The following is a 24,593-nucleotide window of genomic DNA, read 5'->3' as shown; positions in this document are numbered from 1 at the left end:
TTCCGCTTGGGCCGGGACTGGCGGGGCTGGGCTGTGGTTTCGGGCGGGCTGGGGGCTGGGGGAGTGAGGGGTGCTGCTGGGGCCGGTGTGGGGCGTCGGTGGGTGTGGCCGCGTTGCGGGTCGGCGCGGCGGGCGGCTGGCCTGCGGGCGTGGTTCGGGTCGTGCGGGGATGGTCTGGGGCTTGCTTCCGCTTGGGCCGGGACTGGCGGGGCTGGGGCTGTGGGTGCTGCTGGGGCCGGTGCGGGGATGGTGGGTCTGGGGCCCGCTTCCGCCTGGGCCGGGGCCGACGGGCTTCGAGGACGGCCGAAGCGTGCCGATAGCCTTCGCCCGTGACCGCAACCCTCATCTGGATCCTTGTCGCCCTCGTCGCGATCGGCGTGTACCTGAGCTGGACGGCCGGGCGGCTGGACCGGCTGCATGTGCGGATGGACGCCGCGCGGGCCGCGCTCGACGCGCAGCTGCTGCGCCGGGCCTCCGTGGCGCAGGAATTGGCCACCTCGGGCGTGCTGGACCCGGCCGCCTCGATCGTGCTGTACGAGGCCGCACACGCCGCCCGGCAGGCCGAGGAGGAGCAGCGGGAGGTCGCCGAGAGCGAGCTGAGCCAGGCGCTGCGCGCGGTCTTCGAGGCTCCGGCGCAGGTGGAGGCCGTCAGGGAGGCCCCAGGAGGGGAGGAGGCGGCGCGTGAGCTGGCGGAGGCGGTGCGCCGGGTCCCGATGGCCCGCCGCTTCCACAACGACGCCGTAGGAGCCGCCCGAAGGCTCCGCGAGCATCGCAAGGTGCGCTGGTTCCGGCTGGCCGGCCACGCCCCGTTCCCGCTGGCCTTCGAGATGGACGACGAGCCCCCCGCGGCCCTGGTGGAGCGGGCCTCCTGAACCCCGGGGGAACCCTCCCTGGACGAAAAGGATCCACCGGCTTGCCATTGGCCCTTGCTGTGGCCTGGTCCACTCGCGTTTCCTCGGTGCTGCAGAAAAATCCTCTTCACCCTCAGTGAGGTCACCCGTGTCCACCATCGACAACCAGGCTCCCGAGACCGGCACCGCCCGCGTGAAGCGCGGCATGGCCGAGCAGCTCAAGGGCGGCGTGATCATGGACGTCGTCACGCCGGAGCAGGCGAAGATCGCCGAGGACGCGGGCGCCGTCGCCGTCATGGCCCTGGAGCGGGTCCCGGCGGACATCCGCAAGGACGGCGGCGTGGCCCGCATGTCAGACCCGGACATGATCGAGGGCATCATCGACGCCGTCTCGATCCCGGTCATGGCCAAGTCCCGCATCGGCCACTTCGTCGAGGCCCAGGTGCTGCAGTCCCTCGGCGTCGACTACATCGACGAGTCCGAGGTCCTCACCCCGGCCGACGAGGTCAACCACTCCGACAAGTGGGCCTTCACCACCCCGTTCGTGTGTGGCGCCACCAACCTGGGCGAGGCCCTGCGCCGCATCGCCGAGGGCGCCGCGATGATCCGCTCCAAGGGCGAGGCCGGCACCGGCAACGTCGTGGAGGCCGTCCGTCACCTGCGCCAGATCAAGAACGAGATCGCCAAGCTGCGCGGCTTCGACAACCACGAGCTGTACGCCGCCGCCAAGGAGCTGCGCGCCCCGTACGAGCTGGTCAAGGAGGTCGCCGAGCTGGGCAAGCTCCCGGTGGTCCTCTTCTCCGCCGGTGGTGTGGCCACCCCGGCCGACGCGGCCCTGATGCGTCAGCTCGGCGCCGAGGGCGTGTTCGTCGGCTCCGGCATCTTCAAGTCCGGCGACCCGGCCAAGCGCGCCGCCGCCATCGTGAAGGCCACCACCTTCTACGACGACCCGAAGATCATCGCGGACGCGTCCCGCAACCTCGGCGAGGCCATGGTCGGCATCAACTGCGACACCCTCCCCGAGTCCGAGCGCTACGCGAACCGCGGCTGGTAAGAACCGAGGAACTGCACCTACATGACTGACGCACCCGTCATAGGCGTCCTGGCCCTCCAGGGCGACGTACGGGAGCACCTCATCGCCCTGGCCGCGGCCGACGCCGTGGCCAGGCCGGTGCGGCGCCCCGAGGAACTCGCCGAGGTCGACGGCCTCGTCCTGCCCGGCGGCGAGTCCACCACCATCTCCAAGCTGGCCATCCTCTTCGGCGTGATGGAGCCCCTTCGCGCGCGCGTGGCCGAGGGCATGCCCGTCTACGGCACCTGCGCGGGCATGATCATGCTCGCCGACAAGATCCTCGACCCGCGCTCGGGCCAGGAGACCATCGGCGGCATCGACATGATCGTGCGCCGCAACGCCTTCGGCCGGCAGAACGAGTCGTTCGAGGCCGCGGTCGACGTGAAGGGCATCCCGGGCGATCCTGTGGAGGGCGTCTTCATCCGCGCCCCTTGGGTCGAGTCCGTGGGCGCCGGGGCCGAGGTGCTCGCCGAGCACGACGGCCACATCGTCGCCGTCCGCCAGGGCAACGCGCTCGCCACCTCGTTCCACCCGGAACTGACCGGCGACCACCGCGTGCACTCCCTGTTCGTCGACATGGTGCGCGCCAACCGAGCGTCGGAGTCCTTGTAGGATCTCTGACGTTCGTACAGAGATTGGTTACGCGAAGGAGACAGGCAGATGTCCGGCCACTCTAAATGGGCCACGACGAAGCACAAGAAGGCCGTGATCGATGCCAAGCGCGGCAAGCTCTTCGCGAAGCTGATCAAGAACATCGAGGTCGCGGCGCGCATGGGCGGCGTCGACCTCGACGGAAACCCGACGCTCTACGACGCCGTCCAGAAGGCCAAGAAGCAGTCGGTCCCGAACAAGAACATCGACTCAGCGATCAAGCGCGGCGGCGGTCTCGAGGCCGGTGGCGCCGACTACGAGACGATCATGTACGAGGGCTACGGCCCGAACGGTGTCGCGGTGCTCATCGAGTGCCTCACCGACAACCGCAACCGCGCCGCCTCCGACGTCCGCGTGGCCATGACCCGCAACGGCGGCTCCATGGCCGACCCGGGCTCGGTGTCGTACCTGTTCAACCGCAAGGGCGTGGTCATCGTCCCCAAGGGCGAGCTGACCGAGGACGACGTGCTCGGCGCCGTCCTGGACGCCGGTGCCGAGGAAGTCAACGACCTCGGCGAGAACTTCGAGGTCATCAGCGAGGCCACCGACCTGGTCGCGGTCCGCACCGCCCTCCAGGAGGCGGGCATCGACTACGAGTCCGCCGAGGCCAACTTCGTCCCGACCATGCAGGTCGAGCTGGACGAGGAGGGCGCCAAGAAGATCTTCAAGCTGATCGACGCCCTGGAGGACAGCGACGACGTGCAGAACGTCTTCGCCAACTTCGACGTGAGCGACGAGATCATGGAGAAGGTCGGCGCGTAACGCTCCGCGGGTTCAGCGGATTGACGGCGGGCCGGTGGGACACGTCCCACCGGCCCGCCGTCATTGTCAGTGGGACCCGATAGCCTGCACAAACACGTGATCGAGGCGATCGGAGGGAGGGGCCCGGTGCGGGTACTGGGGGTGGACCCGGGACTGACCCGGTGCGGTGTCGGCGTCGTCGAGGGGGTCGCGGGCCGCCCGCTCACCATGCTCGGCGTCGGTGTCGTGCGCACGCCCGTGGACGCCGATCTCAGCCACCGCCTCCTCGCCGTCGAGCAGGGCATCGAGCAGTGGCTGGACGAGCACCGGCCCGAGTTCGTCGCCGTCGAGCGCGTCTTCAGCCAGCACAATGTGCGCACGGTGATGGGCACCGCCCAGGCCAGCGCCGTGGCCATGCTGTGCGCCGCCCGGCGCGGCATCCCGGTCGCGCTGCACACCCCGAGCGAGGTCAAGGCGGCCGTCACCGGCTCCGGACGCGCCGACAAGGCGCAGGTCGGCGCCATGGTCACCCGGCTGCTCCGGCTCTCCGCGCCACCGAAGCCGGCCGACGCCGCCGACGCCCTCGCGCTGGCCATCTGCCACGTCTGGCGCGCCCCTGCCCAGAACCGGCTCCAGCAGGCGGTCGCCCGCCACACAGTCCACGCAACGAAAGGCCGTACGGCATGATCGCCTTCGTCAGCGGCACGGTCGCCGCGCTCGCCCCGGACGCCGCGGTCGTCGAGGTCGGCGGCGTCGGCATGGCCGTCCAGTGCACGCCTAACACGCTGTCCACGCTCCGCATGGGCCAGCCCGCCAAGCTGCACACCTCGCTCGTGGTCCGCGAGGACTCGCTGACCCTGTACGGCTTCGCCGACGACGACGAGCGTCAGGTCTTCGAGCTGCTGCAGACCGCGAGCGGAGTCGGCCCGCGCCTGGCCCAGGCCATGCTCGCCGTGCACACCCCGGACGCGCTGCGCCGCGCCGTCGCCACCGGTGACGAGAAGGCCCTCACCGCCGTCCCCGGCATCGGCAAGAAGGGCGCGCAGAAGCTCCTGCTGGAGCTGAAGGACCGGCTCGGCGAGCCCGTCGGGACGGCCCCCGCGATCGGCGCACCCGTCACCCAGGGCTGGCGCGACCAGCTGCACGCGGCCCTCATCGGCCTGGGCTACGCCACCCGCGAGGCCGACGAGGCCGTCGCCGCCGTGGCGCCCCAGGCCGAGGCCGCCGGCGGCACCCCGCAGGTCGGACAGCTGCTGAGGGCCGCCCTGCAGACCCTGAACCGCGCCCGCTGACCCCACGCGAACCCGGCCCGCCCAACCGCGCCCGCTGACCCACGACGATCGAGGCACACGACATGAACTGGGACGACACGACCGACACCCCCGCCCCCGAGCGGCTCGTCGGCGCGTCCGCCGACCGGGAGGACCAGGCCGTCGAGGCCGCCCTGCGCCCCAAGGACCTCGGCGAGTTCATCGGCCAGGAGAAGGTCCGCGAACAGCTCGACCTCGTCCTGCGGGCCGCACGCGCGCGTGGCGCCACAGCCGACCATGTCCTGCTGTCCGGCGCGCCCGGCCTCGGCAAGACCACCCTGTCGATGATCATCGCCGCCGAGATGGGCGCCCCCATCCGCATCACCTCCGGCCCCGCCATCCAGCACGCCGGCGACCTCGCCGCGATCCTCTCCTCCCTCCAGGAGGGCGAGGTCCTCTTCCTGGACGAGATCCACCGCATGTCCCGGCCCGCCGAGGAGATGCTGTACATGGCGATGGAGGACTTCCGCGTCGACGTCATCGTCGGCAAGGGCCCCGGCGCCACCGCCATCCCGCTGGAGCTTCCGCCGTTCACGCTGGTCGGCGCCACCACCCGCGCGGGCCTGCTGCCGCCCCCGCTGCGCGACCGCTTCGGCTTCACCGCGCACATGGAGTTCTACGAGCCGCACGAGCTGGAGCGGGTCGTGCACCGCTCGGCGAACCTGCTGGACGTCGAGATCGAGCCGGACGGCGCCGCCGAGATCGCCGGCCGCTCCCGCGGCACGCCCCGCATCGCCAACCGCCTGCTGCGCCGCGTCCGCGACTATGCGCAGGTCAAGGCGGACGGCCTGATCACCCGAGAGATCGCCGCGGCGGCCCTCGCCGTCTACGAGGTCGACGCGCGCGGCCTCGACCGCCTCGACCGCGCCGTCCTGCAGGCCCTGCTGAAGCTCTTCGCCGGCGGCCCGGTCGGCCTGTCCACGCTCGCCGTCGCGGTGGGGGAGGAGCGGGAGACCGTCGAGGAGGTCGCCGAACCGTTCCTCGTCCGGGAGGGCCTGCTCGCCCGCACCCCGCGCGGCCGGGTCGCCACCCCGGCGGCCTGGGCCCACCTCGGTCTGACCCCGCCCCGCACGGCGAGCGGGGGAGCGACCGGGGGAAGCGGACAACAGGATCTGTTCGGGACCTGACGGCGTGATGATGTCTCGGTGGCGGCGAGGACATTGGCCCGGTCAGGAACTCAGGTGCCATGCTGAGCGTTGTTCCATGCACGCGGACTCGCTTAGACTCCGCCGATGCCGCCTTTGCGGGCGGCGCCGACCCACACCCCCATCAACAGGCCGCTCTCCGTCGCGGTCGCGCGAAGGAACCCCGTCCCGTGAATGCCTTTACCCTTCTCCCCTTCATCGTGCTCATCGCGGCCATGTTCCTGATGACACGCTCGGCCAAGAAGAAGCAGCAGCAGGCCGCCAACATGCGGAACGAGATGCAGCCCGGCTCCGGTGTCCGCACGATCGGGGGAATGTACGCGACGGTCAAGGAGGTCAACGAGGACACCGTCCTCCTCGACGCCGGCCCGGGCGTCGAACTCCTCTTCGCCAAGAACGCGATCGGCGCCGTCCTCACGGACGACGAGTACAACCGCATCGTCCACGGCATCGAGCACGACCTGAAGTCCGACGCCGACATCGTCCCGGACGACGCCTCCTCCCTCACCGAGACCGACGAGTCCGACTCGCCCGCTGCCGCCGCCTCCGACGACAAGGCCGTAGACCTCGGTAAGAAGGACGCCGACGAGGACGGCACCGACACGGCCGAGGCCGCCGAGGCAAAGGCGGACGACGAGCCGAAGAAGACCGACGGCGACTCCGACGCGAAGTAGTCACGCCCCGGTGGTGCGCTGCGCGGCATAATCGCGCCCCGCGCACCACCGGGCGTCTGTTTCCCGGAACAGCCCGACACCATGTCATGGCCGACCGCGCCGATCGCGCGGGACGGCCCGAGAGGGAGTACGAGAAGGTGGCAGCACCTAAGAGGGGCCGGAGCGCGAGCGCCCAGAGCAAGCCGGGACGCTCGCTGGCCCTCATCCTGATCGCCATCGTGGCGCTCACCGGAGGCATGTTCCTCTCCGGGAACAAGACTCCGCGTCTCGGCATCGACCTCGCCGGTGGTACGAGCATCACGCTCAAGGCGAAGGCCGACCAGGGGTCCGCGGTCAACAAGGCCAACATGGACACCGCGGTCGACATCATGAACCGCCGTGTCAACGGCCTCGGCGTCTCCGAGGCGGAGGTGCAGACCCAGGGGAGCGACAACATCATCGTCAACATCCCCAGGGGCACCAACTCCAAGGAGGCCCAGCAGCAGGTCGGTACCACCGCCAAGCTGTACTTCCGGCCGGTCCTGGCCAGCGAGCCCAGCGGCGGCGCCACACAGAGCCCCTCGCCGAGCGCCTCCCCCAGCGGCAGCTCCTCGCCGAAGCCGAGCACGAGCCCCGCCGCCGGCTCCTCCCCCAAGGAGAAGGCGTCCTCGTCCTCCACCGCGTCCGCCACGGCCTCGGCGAGCTCCCAGGGCCGTGCCGTCACCGACGCGCTGAAGGCCGGCTCCACCCCCACACCGAGCCCGTCCGCCTCCGGCAGCTCCAAGCCGTCGACCACCCCCTCGGCCTCCTCCAGCGCCGGCACCGCCGCCGCCAAGCTCCAGGCCCAGTACGCCGCCCTGGACTGCACCAAGCCCGCCGAGCGGGCCAAGGTCGGAGGCGCCGCCAAGCCCGGCGAGCCCACGGTGGCCTGCGGCCAGATCCGGAAGGTCTGGTACAAGTACGTGCTCGGCCCGGCCGCCGTCGACGGCACCGAGGTGAAGAAGGCGCAGGCCATCTTCGACACCCAGGGCGCCTCCGGCTGGCAGGTCCAGATGACCTTCAGCTCCAGCGGCTCCAAGAAGTTCGCCGACATCACGGGCCAGCTGGCGAAGAACCAGTCCCCGCAGAACGAGTTCGGCATCGTCCTGGACGGCGAGGTCGTCTCCAGCCCGTACGTCAGCCAGGCCATCACCGGCGGCCAGGCGGAGATCTCCGGCAGCTTCACCCAGCAGGACGCCCAGAGCCTCGCCAACATGCTGTCGTACGGCGCCCTGCCGCTGTCCTTCCAGGAGCAGTCCGTCACCACCGTGACCGCCGCGCTCGGCGGTGAGCAGCTGCACGCCGGTCTGCTCGCCGGCGCGATCGGCCTCGCCCTGGTCGTGATCTACCTGGTGGTCTACTACCGCGGCCTGTCGGTCGTCGCCATGGCCTCCCTCATGGCCTCCGCGATCCTCACCTACGTGATCATGTCGCTGCTCGGCCCGGCCATCGGCTTCGCGCTGAACCTGCCGGCCGTCTGCGGTGCCATCGTCGCCATCGGTATCACCGCGGACTCGTTCATCGTGTACTTCGAACGCATCCGGGACGAGATCCGCGAGGGACGCTCGCTGCGCCCCGCCGTCGAGCGGGCCTGGCCGCGCGCCCGGCGCACCATCCTGGTCTCCGACTTCGTGTCCTTCCTCGCCGCCGCCGTCCTGTTCATCGTGACCGTCAGCAAGGTCCAGGGCTTCGCGTTCACCCTCGGCCTGACCACCGTGCTCGACGTCGTCGTCGTCTTCCTTTTCACCAAGCCGCTGATGACCCTCCTCGCCCGCCGCAAGTTCTTCGCGAGCGGCCACAAGTGGTCCGGCCTCGACCCGAAGAGCCTGGGTGCCAAGCCGCCACTGCGCCGCACCCGCCGTCCCGCCGGCCCCGCCGCCGGCTCTGTCGACCCGAAGGAGGCCTGAGCAATGTCGAAACTCGGCAACCTCGGCGCTCGACTGCACCGCGGCGAGATCTCGTACGACTTCGTCGGCAAGCGCAAGATCTGGTACGGCGTCTCCATCCTGATCACCATCACGGCCATCCTCGGCCTGGCGGTGCGCGGGCTGAACATGGGCATCGAGTTCAAGGGCGGCGCGGTCTTCACCACGCCGACCCACATGAGCACCTCGGTGACCCAGGCGGAGACCTTCGCCAAGGACGCCTCCGGCCATGAGGCGATCGTGCAGAAGCTCGGCAACGGCAGCCTGCGCATCCAGATCGCCGGCATCGACACCGGCCAGTCCGACAAGATCAAGCAGGAGCTGGCCAAGGACCTGAACCTCAACCCCGAGAAGCTCGCCGCCGACCTGGTCGGTCCGAGCTGGGGCCAGCAGATCGCCAACAAGGCCTGGGAGGGCCTGGCGATCTTCATGGTGCTCGTCGTGATCTACCTGGCCATCGCCTTCGAGTGGCGCATGGCCGTCGCGGCCCTGGTCGCGCTGATCCACGACATCACGATCACGACCGGTATCTACGCCCTCGTCGGTTTCGAGGTCACGCCCGGTACGGTCATCGGTCTGCTGACGATCCTCGGTTACTCGCTCTACGACACGGTCGTCGTCTTCGACAGCCTCAAGGAGCAGACGCGGGACATCACCAAGCAGACCCGGTTCACCTTCAGCGACATCGCCAACCAGTCGATCAACGGCACCCTGGTCCGTTCGATCAACACCACGGTCGTCGCCCTGCTGCCGGTGGCGGGCCTGCTGTTCATCGGTGGTGGCTTCCTCGGCGCCGGCACGCTGAACGACATCTCGCTGTCGCTGTTCGTCGGTCTCGCGGCCGGCGCCTACTCGTCGATCTTCATCGCCACGCCGCTCGTCGCCGACCTCAAGGAGCGCGAGCCGGCGATGAAGGCCCTCACCAAGCGGGTCATGGCCAAGCGTGCCCAGGCCGCAGCCGAGGAGGACCTCGCCGCGGAGCGTGCCGCCGCCGATGACGACGATGCGGCCCCCGCCGTCGTGGGCCCCCGCAACCAGCCCGCGACCCGCAGCCGGGGCCGGGGCCGACCCTCCGGGAAGCGCCGATGACCGAGATCAAGGAGCTGCTGCTCAGCCGCATCCGTGACGTTGCCGACTACCCCGAGCCGGGCGTGATGTTCAAGGACATCACCCCGCTCCTGGCGGACCCGGCCGCGTTCACGGCGCTCACCGACACGCTGGCCGAGATCGCCACGAACACCGGCGCGACCAAGGTCGTCGGCCTCGAGGCCCGGGGCTTCATCCTGGGCGCCCCGGTCGCCGTCCGCGCGGGCCTCGGCTTCATTCCCGTCCGCAAGGCGGGGAAGCTGCCCGGAGCGACGCTGCGCCAGGCCTACGACCTGGAGTACGGCTCGGCCGAGATCGAGGTGCACGCGGAGGACCTGGCCTCCGGTGACCGGGTGCTGATCGTCGACGACGTGCTCGCCACGGGCGGTACGGCCGAGGCCGCGATCCAGCTGATCCAGCGCGCCGGGGCGGATGTCTCCGGCCTTGCGGTGCTGATGGAGCTGGGCTTCCTGGGTGGCCGTACCCGGCTGGAGCCGGCGCTGGGCGGGGTGCCGCTGCAGGCGCTGCTTCAGGTCTGAGCGGATCGCTGCACAAGCGGCCTCGGCTTCGCCGCAGGCCGCTTCGTGTTTCCCGCCCGCACCACCCGAGCGGCACGCACGTGCAGGAACCACCCACGGCCGAGGCCACTCCCGGGACACCTCCCGCACGCCCCCGAATCACCCGGAATCCACCTCCCGGAATCCGGCGGAAGCTTCCCGCGTTGCACAGGTGGACGGTCCTCACTTCCGCCTGAAGGCGATGACCAGCCGCAGGATCGCTACCATGGGATCTCCGGAGCCTGACCGGGGGACCCGGATCGCGCACGAGGAGCCCTCTTGCCAGACGAGGCCCAGCACCTGACCGCCGCAAAGCCCGAGTCCGCCTCGGCCGCCGCGGCGAAGCCCGCGCCGCACGTGTCCAACGCGAAGAACGACACCCGCGGGCCGATCGAGCACGCCCAGTCCGCGCCCGTCGAGAAGGCTGCCGAGGCCTCGCGTCCCAAGCCCGCACCCCCGGAGCGCCCGGCCCAGCCGCCCGTGGTGCGCCCGCCCGTCGTCCAGCCCGGCCGCACCGGCTCCTCCAACCGCGTCCGCGCCCGCCTGGCCCGCCTCGGCGTGCAGCGCGCGAACCCCTACAACCCGGTCCTGGAGCCGCTGCTGCGGATAGTGCGCAGCAACGATCCGAAGATCGAGAACTCGACTCTGCGGCAGATCGAGCGCGCCTATCAGGTCGCCGAGCGCTGGCACCGCGGACAGAAGCGCAAGAGCGGCGACCCGTACATCACGCATCCGCTCGCCGTGACCACCATCCTCGCCGAGCTGGGCATGGATCCCGCCACGCTCATGGCGGGGCTGCTGCACGACACCGTCGAGGACACCGAGTACGGCCTCGACCAGCTGCGCCGCGACTTCGGCGACACCGTCGCCCTGCTCGTCGACGGCGTCACCAAGCTGGACAAGGTCAAGTTCGGCGAGGCCGCCCAGGCCGAGACCGTGCGCAAGATGGTCGTCGCGATGGCCAAGGACCCGCGCGTCCTGGTCATCAAGCTCGCCGACCGCCTGCACAACATGCGCACCATGCGCTACCTGAAGCGCGAGAAGCAGGAGAAGAAAGCGCGCGAGACCCTGGAGATCTACGCGCCGCTCGCCCACCGCCTGGGCATGAACACCATCAAGTGGGAGCTGGAGGACCTCGCCTTCGCGATCCTCTACCCCAAGATGTACGACGAGATCGTCCGGCTCGTCGCCGAGCGGGCGCCCAAGCGGGACGAGTACCTGGCCATAGTGACCGACGAGGTCCAGGCCGATCTGCGGGCCGCCCGGATCAAGGCGACCGTCACCGGGCGCCCGAAGCACTACTACAGCGTCTACCAGAAGATGATCGTGCGGGGTCGCGACTTCGCCGAGATCTACGACCTGGTGGGCATTCGTGTCCTCGTCGACACGGTCCGCGACTGCTACGCCGCCCTCGGTACCGTGCACGCGCGATGGAACCCGGTCCCCGGCCGGTTCAAGGACTACATCGCGATGCCCAAGTTCAACATGTACCAGTCGCTGCACACGACGGTCATCGGGCCCAACGGCAAGCCGGTCGAGCTGCAGATCCGCACCTTCGACATGCACCGCCGCGCCGAGTACGGCATCGCCGCGCACTGGAAGTACAAGCAGGAGGCCGTCGCCGGCGCCTCCAAGGTCCGTACGGACGCGCCCAGGACGTCCGCGAAGGACAAGGACGCCATCAACGACATGGCGTGGCTGCGGCAGTTGCTGGACTGGCAGAAGGAGACCGAGGACCCGGGCGAGTTCCTGGAGTCCCTGCGCTTCGACCTGTCCCGCAACGAGGTCTTCGTCTTCACCCCCAAGGGCGATGTCATCGCGCTGCCCGCGGGGGCCACGCCTGTTGACTTCGCGTACGCCGTCCACACCGAGGTCGGCCACCGCACCATAGGGGCGCGGGTCAACGGCAGGCTCGTACCGCTCGAATCCACCCTGGACAACGGCGACTTGGTGGAGGTCTTCACCTCCAAGGCGCCCGGCGCCGGACCGTCCCGCGACTGGCTCGGCTTCGTCAAGTCGCCCCGGGCGCGCAACAAGATCCGGGCCTGGTTCTCCAAGGAGCGCCGGGACGAGGCGATCGAGCAGGGCAAGGACGCGATCGTCCGGGCCATGCGCAAGCAGAACCTGCCGATCCAGCGCATCCTCACCGGTGACTCCCTCGTCACGCTCGCGCACGAGATGCGCTACTCGGACATCTCCGCGCTGTACGCGGCGATCGGCGAGGGCCATGTGTCCGCGCAGCACATCGTGCAGAAGCTCGTGCAGGCGCTCGGCGGCGAGGAGGCGGCCACCGAGGAGATCGACGAGGCGGTCCCGCCGTCCCGCAGCCGTGGCCGCAAGCGCCGCTCCAGCGCCGACCCGGGCGTCGTCGTGAAGGGCGTCGACGACGTGTGGGTGAAACTGGCCCGCTGCTGCACACCGGTACCGGGCGACCCGATCATCGGGTTCGTCACGCGGGGCAGCGGCGTATCGGTTCACCGCAGCGACTGCGTCAACGTCGACTCGCTGTCCCGTGAGCCCGAGCGCATCCTCGACGTCGAGTGGGCGCCGACCCAGTCCTCGGTCTTCCTGGTCGCCATCCAGGTCGAGGCGCTGGACCGCTCCCGGCTGCTGTCGGACGTCACCCGGGTCCTGTCCGACCAGCACGTCAACATCCTCTCCGCGGCCGTCCAGACCTCCCGCGACCGGGTGGCCACCTCCCGGTTCACCTTCGAGATGGGCGACCCGAAGCACCTCGGGCACGTCCTGAAGGCCGTACGGGGCGTGGAGGGCGTGTACGACGTGTACCGAGTGACCTCGGGACGCTCCCGGTCGTAAGCACACAAAGGAAGGGCCCCGTACGCGCCGTACGGGGCCCTTCACATGGATGCAGGGGGGAATTCAGCCGCCGAACTCCTGCAGGCCCTTCAGGGCCTGGTCCAGGAGCGCCTGGCGGCCCTCCAGCTCGCGTTCCAGCTTGTCGGCCTTGGAGTTGTTGCCCTGGGCGCGGGCCTGGTCGATCTGCGCCCGCAGCTTGTCGACGGCGGCCTGCAGCTGACCGGTCAGACCCTCGGCACGCGCGCGTGCCTCCGGGTTCGTCCGGCGCCACTCGGCCTCCTCGGCGTCCTGGATCGCCCGCTCGACCGCGTGCATCCGGCCCTCGACCTTCGGCCGCGCGTCCCGCGGCACATGGCCGATGGCCTCCCAGCGCTCGTTGATCGAGCGGAAGGCGGCCCGCGCGGCCTTGAGGTCCGTGACCGGGAGGATCTTCTCGGCCTCCTCGGCCAGTTCCTCCTTCAGCTTCAGGTTCTCGGCCTGTTCGGCGTCCCGCTCGGCGAACACCGAGCTGCGGGCGGCGAAGAACACGTCCTGGGCGCCGCGGAAGCGGTTCCACAGGTCGTCCTCGTGCTCGCGCTGGGCGCGGCCCGCGGCCTTCCACTCCGCCATCAGCTCGCGGTAACGCGCCGCCGTCGGACCCCAGTCCGTCGAACCCGACAGCGCCTCGGCCTCGGCGACCAGCCGCTCCTTGGTCCGGCGGGCCTCCTCGCGCTGCGCGTCCAGCTGCGCGAAGTGCGCCTTGCGCCGCTTGGAGAACGCCGACCGGGCGTGCGAGAAGCGGTGCCACAGCTCGTCGTCGGACTTGCGGTCCAGACGCGGCAGACCCTTCCAGGTGTCCACCAGCGCCCGCAGCCGCTCACCGGCCGCCCGCCACTGGTCGGACTGCGCCAGCTGCTCCGCCTCGGTGACCAGGTCCTCCTTGGCCTTGCGGGCCTCGTCCGACTGCTTGGCCCGCTGCGCCTTGCGCTCCTCGCGGCGGGCCTCGACGGTCTCCACCAGCTTGTCCAGCCGCCCCCGCAGCGCGTCCAGGTCGCCGACCGCGTGGTGCGCGTCCACCTGCTCCCGCAGGTGGTCGATCGCGGCCATGGCGTCCTTCGCCGACAGGTCGGTGGTCCGCACTCGCTTCTCGAGGAGGCCGATCTCGACAACCAGGCCCTCGTACTTGCGCTCGAAGTAGGCCAGCGCCTCCTCAGGGGAGCCGGCCGCCCAGGAGCCGACGACCTTCTCGCCGTCGGCCGTACGCACGTACACGGTCCCCGTCTCGTCGACGCGGCCCCACGGGTCGCTGCTCACAGCGCCTCCTCCACATGATGCCTGCGGGGGGCCTCAGCACCCCCGGGCATCGTCCACAGTTTCGTCACGGCCAACATAGGCGACCAGCGGGTTGCCTGTCCGCATCCAGCGCGACCGAAATTCCGCAGTTGGCCGACTTGAGCTTCAGGACGGCGTCAGGACTTCGTCACCGTCGCCTTGTTGATCACCACGGTCGCATTGGGAGCGGTGTTGCCCGAGGTCGGATCGGCCGCCTGGGCACCCGCGGCGGCGATCTTCTGCAGCACCTTCATGCCCGCGTCCGACACCGTGCCGAACGGTGTGTAGCTGGGCGGCAACGGGCTGTCCTTGTAGACCAGGAAGAACTGGCTGCCGCCGGTGTGCTTCTGACCGGTGTTGGCCATCGCCACCGTGCCCGCCGGGTACGTGTTGCCCTTCAGGCTCTTGTCCTTCAGGTTCTCGTCCGGAAGCGTGTAGCCCGGCCCGCCCATGCCGGTGCCCTGCGGGTCGCCGCACTGGAGCACATAGATGCCGGACGTGGTCAGGCGGTGGCACTTGGTGTGGTCGAAGTAGCCCTTGCCCGCCAGGAAGTCGAACGAGTTCACCGTGTGCGGGGCGGCGGCCGTCTTCAGCGCGATGTCGATGTCACCGCACGTCGTGGCGAGCTTCATCGTGTACTTCGCCGACGTGTCGATCGCCATCGCCGGCTCCTTCTTCCAGCTCAGCTTCTTCGCCGAGCCGGCCGCCGGCTTCGCGCACGGATCCGGGGCCTTGCTGGTCGGCGTGGCGCTGGGCGTGACGTCGGCGGCGGCGTTGGTCTTCTTGTCGTCGCCCTTCAGCGCCCCGGTCGAGTACAGCGCGACACCGCCGATGACGACCACGCCCAGTACCGACGCGATCACGGAGTTGCGCGTGCGGGCCTTGCGGCGCGCCTGGGTACGCCGCTGCTGCTGCCGCAAGAACTTCTCCCGGGCGAGCTGACGCCGCCGCTGCTCCTGGCTGACCACCGGGTTCTCTCCTCATGCGTGTCGTGTGTCGACCGGTACGTGTGCGTGCCCGTGAGCCGACTGCTGCGTGTAGCCCCGTACCGTATATGGGTTCGCTGAGGAAACGGCAGCGCCGGTAGGCTCTGGAGCACAGCTTGTGGCCATCCGTGTCGACACAACGAAGGACGATCGTGCTCATTGCCGGGTTCCCCGCCGGGGCCTGGGGGACGAACTGTTATCTCGTCGCCCCCGCCGCCGGTGAGGAGTGCGTGATCATCGACCCCGGCCACCAGGCCGCCGAAGGCGTCGAGGAAGCACTGAAGAAGCATCGGCTCAAGCCCGTCGCCGTCGTCCTCACCCACGGGCACATCGATCACGTGGCCTCGGTCGTCCCGGTCTGCGGTGCGCACGACGTGCCGGCCTGGATCCACCCCGAGGACCGGTACATGATGAGCAACCCCGAGAAATCGCTCGGCCGGTCCATCGGTATGCCCCTGATGGGTGAGCTGACCGTGGGGGAGCCGGACGACGTCCGCGAGCTGACGAACGGCACCACCCTCGAGCTGGCCGGCCTGGAGTTCTCCGTCGCGCATGCGCCGGGCCATACCAAGGGGTCGGTGACCTTCCGGATGCCCGAGACCTCCGACATCCCATCGGTGTTCTTCTCCGGGGATCTGCTGTTCGCCGGCTCCATCGGACGCACCGACCTGCCGGGCGGATCCATGGAGGAGATGCTCGAGTCGCTGGCCCGCGTGTGCCTGCCGCTCGACGACTCCACCGTGGTGCTGTCCGGCCACGGCCCCCAGACGACCATCGGCCAGGAGCGCGCCACCAATCCCTATCTGCGGCAGGTGGCGGCCGGCCTGGGAGCGCGGACCGACGCTCCCCGACGAGGAATGTGACGAGAGACTTCCGTGAGCACTTTCAAGGCCCCCAAGGGCACCTACGACCTGCTGCCGCCGGAGAGCGCCAAGTTCCTGGCCGTCCGCGAGGCGATCGCCGCGCCGCTCAGGAACTCCGGCTACGGCTACATCGAGACGCCCGGCTTCGAGAACGTGGAGCTGTTCGCGCGCGGTGTCGGCGAGTCCACCGACATCGTCACGAAGGAGATGTACGTCTTCGAGACCAAGGGCGGTGACAGGCTGGCCCTGCGCCCGGAGACGACCGCCCCCGTGCTGCGCGCGGTCCTGGAGGCCAACCTGCACAAGACGGGCAACCTCCCGGTGAAGGTCTGGTACTCGGGCTCGCAGTACCGCTACGAGCGCCCGCAGAAGGGCCGTTACCGGCACTTCTCCCAGGTCGGCGCCGAGGCGATCGGCGCCGAGGACCCGGCGCTGGACGCCGAACTGATCATCCTGGCGGACCAGGCGTACCGCTCGCTGGGCCTGAGCAACTTCCGCATCCTGCTCAACAGCCTGGGCGACAAGGAGTGCCGCCCGGTGTACCGGGCCGCGCTGCAGGAGTTCCTGCGCGGCCTCGACCTGGACGAGGACACCGGCCGGCGCGTCACCATCAACCCGCTGCGGGTCCTCGACGACAAGCGCGAGTCGGTGCAGAAGCAGCTCACCGGTGTCCCGCTGCTGCGTGACTACCTGTGCGACGCCTGCAAGGCGTACCACGAGGAGGTCCGTGAGCTGATCACGGCGGCGGGGGTGTCGTTCGAGGACGACCCGAAGCTGGTGCGCGGCCTGGACTACTACACCCGTACCACCTTCGAGTTCGTGCACGACGGCCTGGGCTCGCAGTCCGCGGTGGGCGGCGGCGGCCGCTACGACGGACTGTCCGAGATGATCGGCGGCCCCGCGCTGCCGTCCGTCGGCTGGGCCCTCGGTGTCGACCGCACGGTCCTCGCCCTGGAGGCGGAGGGCGTGGAGCTGGACCTCCCGTCCACGACGTCGGTGTACGCCGTCCCGCTCGGCGAGGAGGCCCGCCGGGTGCTGTTCGCGAAGATCACCGAGTTGCGCAAGGTCGGCATCTCGGCGGACTTCTCTTACGGCGGCAAGGGCCTGAAGGGCGCCATGAAGAACGCCAACCGCAGCGGCGCCCGCTACGCACTCGTCGCCGGCGAACGCGACCTCGCCGAGGGCGTCGTCCAGCTCAAGGACATGGACTCCGGCGAGCAGACGGCGATCGGAGTCAACGAGATCGTGGCGGAACTGGAGTCCCGGCTCGGCTGAGTCGAGCGATGAGCGGGCGCCGGGCATTCCCGGCGCCCGCTCACTGTTCCAGCAGGCCGTACCGCATCGCGCTCGTCACCGCCGCCGTCCGGTCGTCCACCCCCAGCTTGCCGAACACGCGCAGCAGATGGGTCTTGACCGTTGACTCGCCTATGAACAACCGGCGCCCGATCTCCGCGTTCGTGCAGCCCTCCGCCACCAGCCGCAGCACGGCCGTCTCCCGCTCCGACAGCCGGGGGCGTTCCGGCCTGGCACGGAGCTGGTCGACCAGGCGGGCCGCCACCGACGGAGCCAGCACGGTCTCGCCGCGCGCGGCCGCCCGCACCGCGTCCGCCAGTTCCCGCCGGGGCAGGTCCTTGAGCAGATAGCCCGCGGCACCCGCCTCCACGGCCCGCAGGATGTCCCGGTCCGTCTCGTAGGTCGTCAGCACGATCACCCGGCACGACAGCCCGGCCGCGGTCATCCGCGCGATCGAGTCCACCCCCGAGCCGCCCGGCATGCGCAGGTCCATCAGCACGATGTCCGGCCGCAGTTCCGCCGCCAGCGCCTCCGCCTGCGGTCCCCCGGCGGCGTCGCCGACCACCTCCAGGTCCGGCTCGGCGCTCAGCATGGCCCGCAGTCCCTCCCGTACGACGGGGTGGTCGTCGGCCAGGACGATCCGGATCACGGGATCTCACTCCTCGCGGCGGAAGCCACGGCGGCGGGGACGGGCAGGCGTACGGTGACCGTCGTACCGTCACCGGGTGCGCTGCGGACGGCCGCGGTACCGCCCACCTCCGCGGCGCGGGCGCGCAGCCCCGCCAGACCGTATCCGCTCGGCACGGCGACCGGGTCGAAGCCGCAGCCGTCGTCGTGGACGCAGAGGGTCAGCGTGCCGTCGGCGTAGTCGAGGCGCACCCCGACCCGCGTCGAAGTCCCGGCGTGCTTCCGGGCGTTGGTCAGCGCCTCCTGGCAGGCGCGCAGGGCCACCACCTCCACGCCCGCGGGCAGCGCGCGCACCGGGCCGGTGACCGCCAGTGTCGCCTGGTGCCGGGCGGTCAGGCGGTCCAGGGCGTCCGGCAGCGAGGCTCCCGCCAGATCGGCGGGTGTGCCTCCGGCGACCAGCGCACGGGCCTCGGCGAGATTGCGGCGGGCCGTGTCGTCCATGAGGGTGAGGTGGCGGCGGGCCTGTGCGGGGTCGGTGTCGAGCTCGGCCTCCACGGCCTGGACCAGCATCAGCAGGCTGGTGAAACCCTGGGCCAAGGTGTCGTGGATCTCCCGGGCGAGCCGTTCACGTTCGGCAAGGGCCCCGTGCGCGGCGGACAGCCGTGCCACCTCGTGCCGACTGGCGTCCAACTCGGCGATCAGCTCGGCCCGTTCCCAGCTCTGCTCGATGATCCGGATGATCCAGCCGCCGATCACCAAGGAGAACATCAGGCCGACCACGGCGAACAGCGCGTTGGCGAAGAGATCCTCGGTGGCGGGCCGCCACAGCAGCGCCCAGCCCGCGAGCGGGAGGAGGTTGACCACCGTGACCGTGACCAGCGCACCCCGTGTGCGCAGGGTCATGAAGCACTGGGGGATCAGGGCGAAGGACAGCAACCGGGTCTCGCCGGCCAGCACCCCCGACGGCAGGAACAGTGCCAACGCGCCGACCAGGTAGTACACGGCACGGCGCTCGTCCGGCGGGTTCTGGCCCAGCAGCGGGCGGCCCACCAGCAGATACCAGGGGACCAGAGGTACGAGCAGGCCGGCCGCGACGGCCCGGACCGGCCACACCGGGTGCTGCGCGCCCAGCAGCATGGCCAGCGTGGCCGCCCAGGCCAGCGCGAAGTACGCGTCCCAGACCCGGATCGACCGGTCCCAGGCATGGACGCCCCGGGCCCCGTCGCCGCTCACCCGTCGCGCCGGTTCTTCCACCGGAATGTCAGCAAGCACAGCACCAATCCTCCGACGCACCACGCGCCCAGCACCCATGCGATCCGCCCGAACTCCCAGGCGTGCGCCTGCTCCAGCACCTTCGCCGAGTCGGGCAGGAACACCCCCCGCAGCCCCTGGCACAGCCACTTCAGCGGGAACAGGGCGCCGATGTCGAGCATCCAGCCGGGAATGGTGCCGATGGAGATGTACACCCCGGAGACGAACTGCAGGACCAGAAAAGGGAGTACGACGACGGAGCTGGCGCTCTTCGCCGACTTCGGCACCGAGCTGATGGCGATGCCGAGCAGCGCGCACGCGGTCAGACCGAGCACGAAGATCCAGGCGAAGTCGAACCAGCGGCCGGGGTCGGTGGGCAGATGCAGGTCGTAGCAGGTGATGCCGGCCAGCAGGAGGATCGCGGTCTCCAGGGCGCCGGTGAACAGAACCAGCCAGATCTTGCCCAGGAAGTAGGCCGCCGGCGGCATCGGCGTGCCCCGCAGCCGCCGCAGCACCTTCTCGTCCCGCTCGACCGCGATGGAGATGCCGAGCGACTGGAAGCTCGTCGACATGATCCCGGAGGCCGTCATCGCGGGCACGTACAGCTGGGAGGCGGTGATGCCGGCGCCTCGGACGTCGTCGTGGAAGATCGACGCGAACAGGAACAGGAACACCACGGGGAAGGCGAAGGTGAACACCACCTGTTCGCGCTGCCGGAAGAACTGCCTGATCTCCAGGCCGCCCCGCAGCAGCCCCAGCGACCAGGCGCCGGGCGGCGAACCGGCGGACCCGCGGGCGGTGGCACGTACGGCGGTCGTGGTCATCGCACGGCCTCCTGTCCGGTCAGCCGGAGGTAGACGTCCTCCAGGGTGGGGCGGGTCACGGTCAGCCCGGGTATCTCGCCGTCGAAGCGGCGCATGAGGGCGGCGACGGCCCGGGTCGGCGTGGCGGTCCGTTCCGCGCGCGGGGTGCCGTCGGGTTCCGTCCAGACGACGGTGACCTCACCGCCGTACCGCCCGCGCAGCTCGTCGGGCGTGCCCTCGGCGACGACCCGGCCCTCGGCGACGACCGCGAGCCGGTCCGCGAGGGTCTCGGCCTCCTCCAGGTAGTGCGTGGTGAGCAGGATCGTCGTGCCCTCGTCGGCGAGCAGCCGGATCAGGTCCCAGAACTGCCGCCGGGCGGCCGGGTCGAAGCCGGTGGTCGGCTCGTCCAGGAGCAGCAGCTCGGGGTCGCCGATCACGCCTAGCGCCACGTCGAGGCGGCGCCGCTGGCCGCCGGAGAGGGCCTTGATCCGGCTGTTCGCCTTCGCCTCCAGGCCGACCAGGCGGATGACCTCCTCCGGGTGGCGCGGGCGCGGGTAGTAGCGGGCGAAGTGCCGTACCGTCTCGCGGACCGTCAACTCCGCGGGTGCCGATTCGTCCTGCCAGACGATTCCCACTCGGGACCGCCACGCGCGCGTGCCCGTCGCCGGGTCCGCGCCGAGGACGGACACCTCGCCCCCGTCCCGGTCCCGGTTGCCCTGGAGGATCTCCACGGTGGTGCTCTTGCCGGCGCCGTTGGGCCCGAGCAGGCCGAACACCTCACCACGCCGGATTCCGAGATCGAGTCCGTCCACCGCGGTCACGTCCCCGTAGCGCTTGCGCAGCCCCCGGACGTCCACCGCGAGTTCGTTCGCGTGTGCTGTCATGCCCCCGAGCATCGGCCGGAACCGAACGCTCCGTGACCACCGTGCGTACTTCCTTATGTCCACCGAACGGTGGACAGACGCGTACGTGCGGCACAATGAGCCGTGCCCGAAGATGGTCCAACTCTCAAGTGACGGAATCGGCGGATGAGCAAGACGACAGTCAACGACGTCTCCACGGAGCCGGGTCCCGAGCGTGCCACCGACGCCCCGCGCGCGGCGGTGGGCGGCAGCCGTGCCTTCGCCCTCCTGCTGGTGATCACCGGCGCGGCCGGACTGCTGGCCGCCTGGGTCATCACGATCGACAAGTTCAAGATCCTCGAGGCCAAGGTCGCGGGCAAGACCTTCACACCCGGCTGCAGCGTGAACCCGGTCGTCTCCTGCGGCAGCGTGATGGAGAGCAAGCAGGCGGCCGTCTTCGGCTTCCCGAACCCCATGCTCGGCCTGGTCTGCTACGGCATCGTGATCTGCGTCGGCATGAGCCTGCTGGCCCGCGCCCGCTTCCCGCGCTGGTACTGGCTGACGTTCAACCTCGGCACGCTCTTCGGCGTCGGCTTCGTCACCTGGCTGCAGTTCGAGTCCCTGTACCGGATCAACGCGCTGTGCCTGTGGTGCTCGCTGGCCTGGGTCGCCACGATCACCATGTTCTGGTACGTGACCTCGTTCAACGTCCGCAACGACTTCCTGCGCGCCCCGCGCTGGCTGAAGTCCTTCTTCGGCGAGTTCACCTGGGTGGTGCCGGTCACGCACTGCGGCATCATCGCCATGCTGATCCTGACCCGCTGGGGCAGCCAGCTCTGGGCCTGACCCCCGGCCCGGCCGCGTTGTCAGTGCCGTGTCTTAGGGTTTCAGCGTGGAACCCGACCTCTTCACCGCCGCAGCAGAAGAACGCCAGGAGAAGGACCCGGCAGCCAGCCCCCTGGCGGTGCGGATGCGCCCGCGCAGCCTCGACGAGGTCGTGGGCCAGCAGCATCTGCTGAAACCCGGCTCCCCGCTGCGCCGACTGGTCGGCGAGGGCTCCGGCGGCCCGGCCGGACCGTCCTCGGTGATCCTCTGGGGCCCGCCCGGCACCGGCAAGACCACCCTGGCGTACGTCGTCTCCAAGGCGACGAACAAACGGTTCGTGGAGCTGTCCGCGATCACCGCGGGCGTCAAGGAGGTCCGCGCGGTCATCGACGGCGCCCGCCGCGCCACCGGCGGCTTCGGCAAGGAGACCGTCCTCTTCCTGGACGAGATCCACCGCTTCAGCAAGGCCCAGCAGGACTCCCTGCTCCCGGCGGTCGAGAACCGCTGGGTGACCCTGATCGCGGCCACGACCGAGAACCCATACTTCTCGGTGATCTCGCCCCTGCTGTCCCGCTCCCTCCTGCTGACGCTCGAACCGCTCACCGACGACGACATCCGCGGCCTGCTGGGGCGCGCCCTGACCGACGAGCGCGGCCTGAAGGACGCCGTCGGCCTCCCCGAGGACACCGAGGAGCACCTGCTGCGCATCGCCGGCGGCGACGCCCGCCGGGCCCTGACCGCCCTGGAGGCCGCCGCCGGAGCCGCGCTGGACCAGGGCGAGAGCGAGATCAGCCTGCAGACCCTGGAGCAGACGGTCGACCGGGCGGCGGTGAAGTACGACCGCGACGGCGACCAGCACTACGACGTCGCCAGCGCTCTCATCAAGTCCATCAGGGGCTCCGACGTCGACGCGGCCCTGCACTACCTGGCCCGCATGATCGAGGCCGGCGAGGACCCCCGCTTCATCGCCCGCCGCCTGATGATCTCCGCCAGCGAGGACATCGGCCTGGCCGACCCCAATGCCCTGCCCATCGCGGTCGCCGCGGCCCAGGCCGTCGCCATGATCGGCTTCCCCGAGGCCGCCCTCACCCTCAGCCACGCCACCATCGCCCTCGCGCTGGCCCCCAAGTCCAACTCGGCGACCACCGCGATCGGCGCCGCCATGGAGGACGTCCGCAAGGGCCTGGCCGGCCCGGTCCCGCCGCATCTGCGCGACGGGCACTACAAGGGCGCGGCCAAGCTGGGCCACGCCCAGGGCTATGTGTACCCGCACGACCTGCCCGAGGGCATCGCCCAACAGCAGTACGCCCCGGACGCCCTGAAGGACCGCGAGTACTACACCCCGGGTCGGCACGGCGCCGAGGCGCGGTACGCGGACGCGGTGGAGTGGACCCGCAAGCACCTCGGTCGCAGGCGGTCGTGAGCGCCCTGTAGACTTGCCCGAAGTGCCGAGTCCCGCGCAGTCAGAGCGGGACACCCGGCCGGAGTCCGGTCCCCGGGGCCAGTCCTCGGGAAAACGGACTCCAGGAGCGTCGCGCACCGTCGAACGGTGTCGCGGGCAGCCCACCACCACCCGGGAGCCCCGGGACGGTCGGTGGGCCACTCGCGTGCTGCACGTATGTGCCCAGACCAGGGAAGCGGCTGCCCGGCAGGTCCCGCAGGGACCCGGCGGGTTTTCCCGGCTGCGGATGCGACCTCCCTAACCCTGACGAGCCGAAAACTACGAAAGAGATTGAGACAGTGGCGAACCAGTCCCGCCCCAAGGTCAAGAAGTCGCGTGCCCTCGGCATCGCGCTGACCCCGAAGGCCGTCAAGTACTTCGAGGCCCGCCCCTACCCGCCGGGTGAGCACGGCCGTGGCCGCAAGCAGAACTCGGACTACAAGGTCCGTCTGCTGGAGAAGCAGCGTCTGCGTGCGCAGTACGACATTTCCGAGCGCCAGCTGGTCCGCGCCTACGAGCGCGCGTCCAAGGTCCAGGGCAAGACCGGTGAGGCCCTGATCGTGGAGCTCGAGCGCCGTCTCGACGCCCTGGTCCTGCGTTCGGGCATCGCCCGCACCATCTACCAGGCCCGTCAGATGGTCGTCCACGGCCACATCCAGGTCAACGGCCAGAAGGTCGACAAGCCGTCCTTCCGTGTCCGTCCGGACGACGTCGTGCAGGTCCGCGACCGCTCCAAGGACAAGACGCTCTTCACGATCGCCCGCGAGGGTGGCTTCGCCCCCGAGGGTGAGACCCCGCGCTACCTGCAGGTGAACCTCAAGGCCCTGGCGTTCCGCCTGGACCGCGAGCCGAACCGCAAGGAGATCCCGGTGATCTGCGACGAGCAGCTCGTCGTCGAGTACTACGCCCGCTGACCCCAGCCACGGCGTAACACCTCAGCCCGCCGTCTCCCCGCCCGGCCCTGCCGGGCGGGCGAGGCGGCGGGTTTGTGCTTCCGGTCGTCCGGACAGCGCGGGCGGCTGGCAACTGATCGCGCCCCGCGCCGGAGCCGCACGGCGACATCGCCCGCCGCCGCTGCGGTCAGCCGCCCCAGTGGGCCCGCTCCGTTCTGCCGCCGCTCCGGCCCGCCGCCCTCACGTCTGCCGCCCCGGTGGGCCCGCCGCCCCACGGTCTGCCGCCGCTGCGGGCTCGCCGCCACTGCGGCCCGCCGCGCTCACGCCCGCCGCCCCGGTGGGCCCGCTACGGTCCTGCCGTCGCTGCGGGCCCGCCGCGCTCACGTCTGCTGCCCCTGTGGGCCTGCCGCCCCACGGTCTGCCGCTGCTACGGTCTACCGCCGCTGCGGCTCGCTGCCGCTACGGGCCCGCCGCCACTGCGGCCCGCCGCGCTCACGTCTGCTGCCCCTGTGGGCCTGCCGCTGCTACGGTCTACCGCCGCTGCGGCTCGCTGCCGCTACGGGCCCGCCGCCACTGCGGCCCGCCGCGCTCACGTCTGCTGCCCCTGTGGG

At 70.7% G+C, this 24,593-nt stretch carries 23 protein-coding genes; 17 read left to right on the top strand and 6 right to left on the bottom strand.

Annotated features, from left to right (window positions below):
- The first annotated feature begins 329 nt into the window (after window positions 1-329).
- The 12 genes from ACZ418_RS23080 (at window position 330) to ACZ418_RS23025 (ending at window position 12,847) form a co-directional block, all read left to right on the top strand.
- Entirely contained in the window at window positions 330-872 is a 543-nt protein-coding gene (locus tag ACZ418_RS23080) for a LemA family protein (RefSeq protein ID WP_468365856.1), read from the top strand.
- Window positions 873-999: 127 nt separating this feature from the next.
- The gene (gene pdxS / locus ACZ418_RS23075) at window positions 1,000-1,905 is read left to right on the top strand and encodes a pyridoxal 5'-phosphate synthase lyase subunit PdxS (protein WP_468365854.1); all 906 of its coding nucleotides are present in this window, start codon (window positions 1,000-1,002) and stop codon (window positions 1,903-1,905) included.
- A gap of 21 nt (window positions 1,906-1,926) precedes the next feature.
- Entirely contained in the window at window positions 1,927-2,535 is a 609-nt protein-coding gene (pdxT, locus tag ACZ418_RS23070; RefSeq protein ID WP_468365851.1) for a pyridoxal 5'-phosphate synthase glutaminase subunit PdxT, read from the top strand.
- 48 nt (window positions 2,536-2,583) lie between these two features.
- Window positions 2,584-3,336: a YebC/PmpR family DNA-binding transcriptional regulator gene (locus ACZ418_RS23065; RefSeq protein WP_468365848.1), complete on the top strand. Its 753-nt coding sequence runs from the start codon at window positions 2,584-2,586 to the stop codon at window positions 3,334-3,336.
- A gap of 126 nt (window positions 3,337-3,462) precedes the next feature.
- Entirely contained in the window at window positions 3,463-4,002 is a 540-nt protein-coding gene (gene ruvC / locus ACZ418_RS23060; RefSeq protein WP_468365845.1) for a crossover junction endodeoxyribonuclease RuvC, read from the top strand.
- Window positions 3,999-4,607, top strand: a complete 609-nt coding sequence (gene ruvA, locus ACZ418_RS23055; protein WP_468365842.1) for a Holliday junction branch migration protein RuvA — start codon at window positions 3,999-4,001, stop codon at window positions 4,605-4,607. Before ruvC ends, ruvA begins: the two co-directional genes overlap by 4 nt.
- Before the next feature lie 62 nt (window positions 4,608-4,669).
- Entirely contained in the window at window positions 4,670-5,752 is a 1,083-nt protein-coding gene (ruvB, locus tag ACZ418_RS23050) for a Holliday junction branch migration DNA helicase RuvB (protein ID WP_468365840.1), read from the top strand.
- A 188-nt stretch (window positions 5,753-5,940) separates the two neighbouring features.
- Window positions 5,941-6,444 (top strand): preprotein translocase subunit YajC, encoded by a 504-nt coding sequence (gene yajC, locus ACZ418_RS23045; protein ID WP_450675554.1) that lies wholly within the window; start codon window positions 5,941-5,943, stop codon window positions 6,442-6,444.
- Window positions 6,445-6,581: 137 nt separating this feature from the next.
- On the top strand, window positions 6,582-8,369 hold the full coding sequence (secD, locus tag ACZ418_RS23040; protein WP_468365837.1) for a protein translocase subunit SecD: 1,788 nt from the start codon (window positions 6,582-6,584) through the stop codon (window positions 8,367-8,369).
- A gap of 3 nt (window positions 8,370-8,372) precedes the next feature.
- The gene (gene secF, locus ACZ418_RS23035) at window positions 8,373-9,476 is read left to right on the top strand and encodes a protein translocase subunit SecF (RefSeq protein ID WP_468365834.1); all 1,104 of its coding nucleotides are present in this window, start codon (window positions 8,373-8,375) and stop codon (window positions 9,474-9,476) included.
- Complete coding sequence (locus tag ACZ418_RS23030; protein WP_468365831.1) at window positions 9,473-10,012, top strand: adenine phosphoribosyltransferase; 540 nt, start codon at window positions 9,473-9,475, stop codon at window positions 10,010-10,012. The genes secF and ACZ418_RS23030 overlap by 4 nt, the downstream gene beginning before the upstream one ends.
- Window positions 10,013-10,309: 297 nt before the next feature.
- Window positions 10,310-12,847, top strand: coding sequence for a RelA/SpoT family protein (locus ACZ418_RS23025; RefSeq protein WP_468365829.1), 2,538 nt, complete (start codon window positions 10,310-10,312; stop codon window positions 12,845-12,847).
- A gap of 63 nt (window positions 12,848-12,910) precedes the next feature.
- Here the strand turns inward: ACZ418_RS23025 and ACZ418_RS23020 are convergent, their stop codons facing one another.
- Window positions 12,911-14,140: a DUF349 domain-containing protein gene (locus ACZ418_RS23020; protein ID WP_468365826.1), complete on the bottom strand. Its 1,230-nt coding sequence runs from the start codon at window positions 14,138-14,140 to the stop codon at window positions 12,911-12,913.
- Window positions 14,141-14,295: 155 nt separating this feature from the next.
- Window positions 14,296-15,126: a peptidylprolyl isomerase gene (locus ACZ418_RS23015; RefSeq protein WP_468365824.1), complete on the bottom strand. Its 831-nt coding sequence runs from the start codon at window positions 15,124-15,126 to the stop codon at window positions 14,296-14,298.
- Between the two features lie 170 nt (window positions 15,127-15,296).
- Here ACZ418_RS23015 and ACZ418_RS23010 point away from each other — a divergent pair, with 170 nt between their 5' ends.
- Both ACZ418_RS23010 and hisS read left to right on the top strand, forming a co-directional pair.
- Window positions 15,297-16,007 (top strand): MBL fold metallo-hydrolase, encoded by a 711-nt coding sequence (locus tag ACZ418_RS23010; RefSeq protein WP_468365821.1) that lies wholly within the window; start codon window positions 15,297-15,299, stop codon window positions 16,005-16,007.
- A gap of 12 nt (window positions 16,008-16,019) precedes the next feature.
- Complete coding sequence (hisS, locus tag ACZ418_RS23005) at window positions 16,020-17,282, top strand: histidine--tRNA ligase (RefSeq protein ID WP_468365818.1); 1,263 nt, start codon at window positions 16,020-16,022, stop codon at window positions 17,280-17,282.
- Window positions 17,283-17,322: 40 nt separating this feature from the next.
- Here hisS and ACZ418_RS23000 read toward each other — a convergent pair whose 3' ends face one another.
- Genes ACZ418_RS23000 through ACZ418_RS22985 form a run of 4 tightly spaced genes read right to left on the bottom strand, consistent with a single transcriptional unit; the run spans window position 17,323 to window position 20,865 of the window.
- On the bottom strand, window positions 17,323-17,949 hold the full coding sequence (locus ACZ418_RS23000; RefSeq protein ID WP_468365815.1) for a response regulator: 627 nt from the start codon (window positions 17,947-17,949) through the stop codon (window positions 17,323-17,325).
- Entirely contained in the window at window positions 17,946-19,160 is a 1,215-nt protein-coding gene (locus ACZ418_RS22995) for a sensor histidine kinase (RefSeq protein ID WP_468365813.1), read from the bottom strand. The genes ACZ418_RS23000 and ACZ418_RS22995 overlap by 4 nt, the downstream gene beginning before the upstream one ends.
- Window positions 19,157-20,002, bottom strand: a complete 846-nt coding sequence (locus tag ACZ418_RS22990) for an ABC transporter permease (RefSeq protein ID WP_468365810.1) — start codon at window positions 20,000-20,002, stop codon at window positions 19,157-19,159. The genes ACZ418_RS22995 and ACZ418_RS22990 overlap by 4 nt, the downstream gene beginning before the upstream one ends.
- On the bottom strand, window positions 19,999-20,865 hold the full coding sequence (locus tag ACZ418_RS22985) for an ABC transporter ATP-binding protein (RefSeq protein WP_468365807.1): 867 nt from the start codon (window positions 20,863-20,865) through the stop codon (window positions 19,999-20,001). Before ACZ418_RS22985 ends, ACZ418_RS22990 begins: the two co-directional genes overlap by 4 nt.
- A 144-nt stretch (window positions 20,866-21,009) precedes the next feature.
- Between ACZ418_RS22985 and ACZ418_RS22980 the strand changes: the two genes are divergently transcribed.
- From ACZ418_RS22980 to rpsD, 3 genes are all read left to right on the top strand, one after another.
- Window positions 21,010-21,669, top strand: coding sequence for a vitamin K epoxide reductase family protein (locus ACZ418_RS22980; RefSeq protein WP_468365805.1), 660 nt, complete (start codon window positions 21,010-21,012; stop codon window positions 21,667-21,669).
- Window positions 21,670-21,715: 46 nt separating this feature from the next.
- Complete coding sequence (locus tag ACZ418_RS22975) at window positions 21,716-23,071, top strand: replication-associated recombination protein A (RefSeq protein WP_468365803.1); 1,356 nt, start codon at window positions 21,716-21,718, stop codon at window positions 23,069-23,071.
- A 317-nt stretch (window positions 23,072-23,388) separates the two neighbouring features.
- Window positions 23,389-24,003, top strand: coding sequence for a 30S ribosomal protein S4 (gene rpsD, locus ACZ418_RS22970; RefSeq protein WP_055705441.1), 615 nt, complete (start codon window positions 23,389-23,391; stop codon window positions 24,001-24,003).
- Window positions 24,004-24,593 lie beyond the last annotated feature (590 nt).

The organism is Streptomyces sp. NPDC030820 (assembly GCF_055572075.1).
Note: the sequence above shows the minus strand (reverse complement) of the source record. Positions and strands in the feature narration are given on the sequence as shown.

Coding starts and splice junctions, on each gene's coding strand:
- pdxT (WP_468365851.1), top strand. CDS start 1,927: ATGACTGACGCACCCGTCATAGGCGTCCTGGCCCTCCAGGGCGACGTA.
- ACZ418_RS23065 (WP_468365848.1), top strand. CDS start 2,584: ATGTCCGGCCACTCTAAATGGGCCACGACGAAGCACAAGAAGGCCGTG.
- ruvA (WP_468365842.1), top strand. CDS start 3,999: ATGATCGCCTTCGTCAGCGGCACGGTCGCCGCGCTCGCCCCGGACGCC.
- ruvB (WP_468365840.1), top strand. CDS start 4,670: ATGAACTGGGACGACACGACCGACACCCCCGCCCCCGAGCGGCTCGTC.
- secF (WP_468365834.1), top strand. CDS start 8,373: ATGTCGAAACTCGGCAACCTCGGCGCTCGACTGCACCGCGGCGAGATC.
- ACZ418_RS23030 (WP_468365831.1), top strand. CDS start 9,473: ATGACCGAGATCAAGGAGCTGCTGCTCAGCCGCATCCGTGACGTTGCC.
- ACZ418_RS22990 (WP_468365810.1), bottom strand. CDS start 20,002: ATGACCACGACCGCCGTACGTGCCACCGCCCGCGGGTCCGCCGGTTCG.
- ACZ418_RS22985 (WP_468365807.1), bottom strand. CDS start 20,865: ATGACAGCACACGCGAACGAACTCGCGGTGGACGTCCGGGGGCTGCGC.
- ACZ418_RS22980 (WP_468365805.1), top strand. CDS start 21,010: ATGAGCAAGACGACAGTCAACGACGTCTCCACGGAGCCGGGTCCCGAG.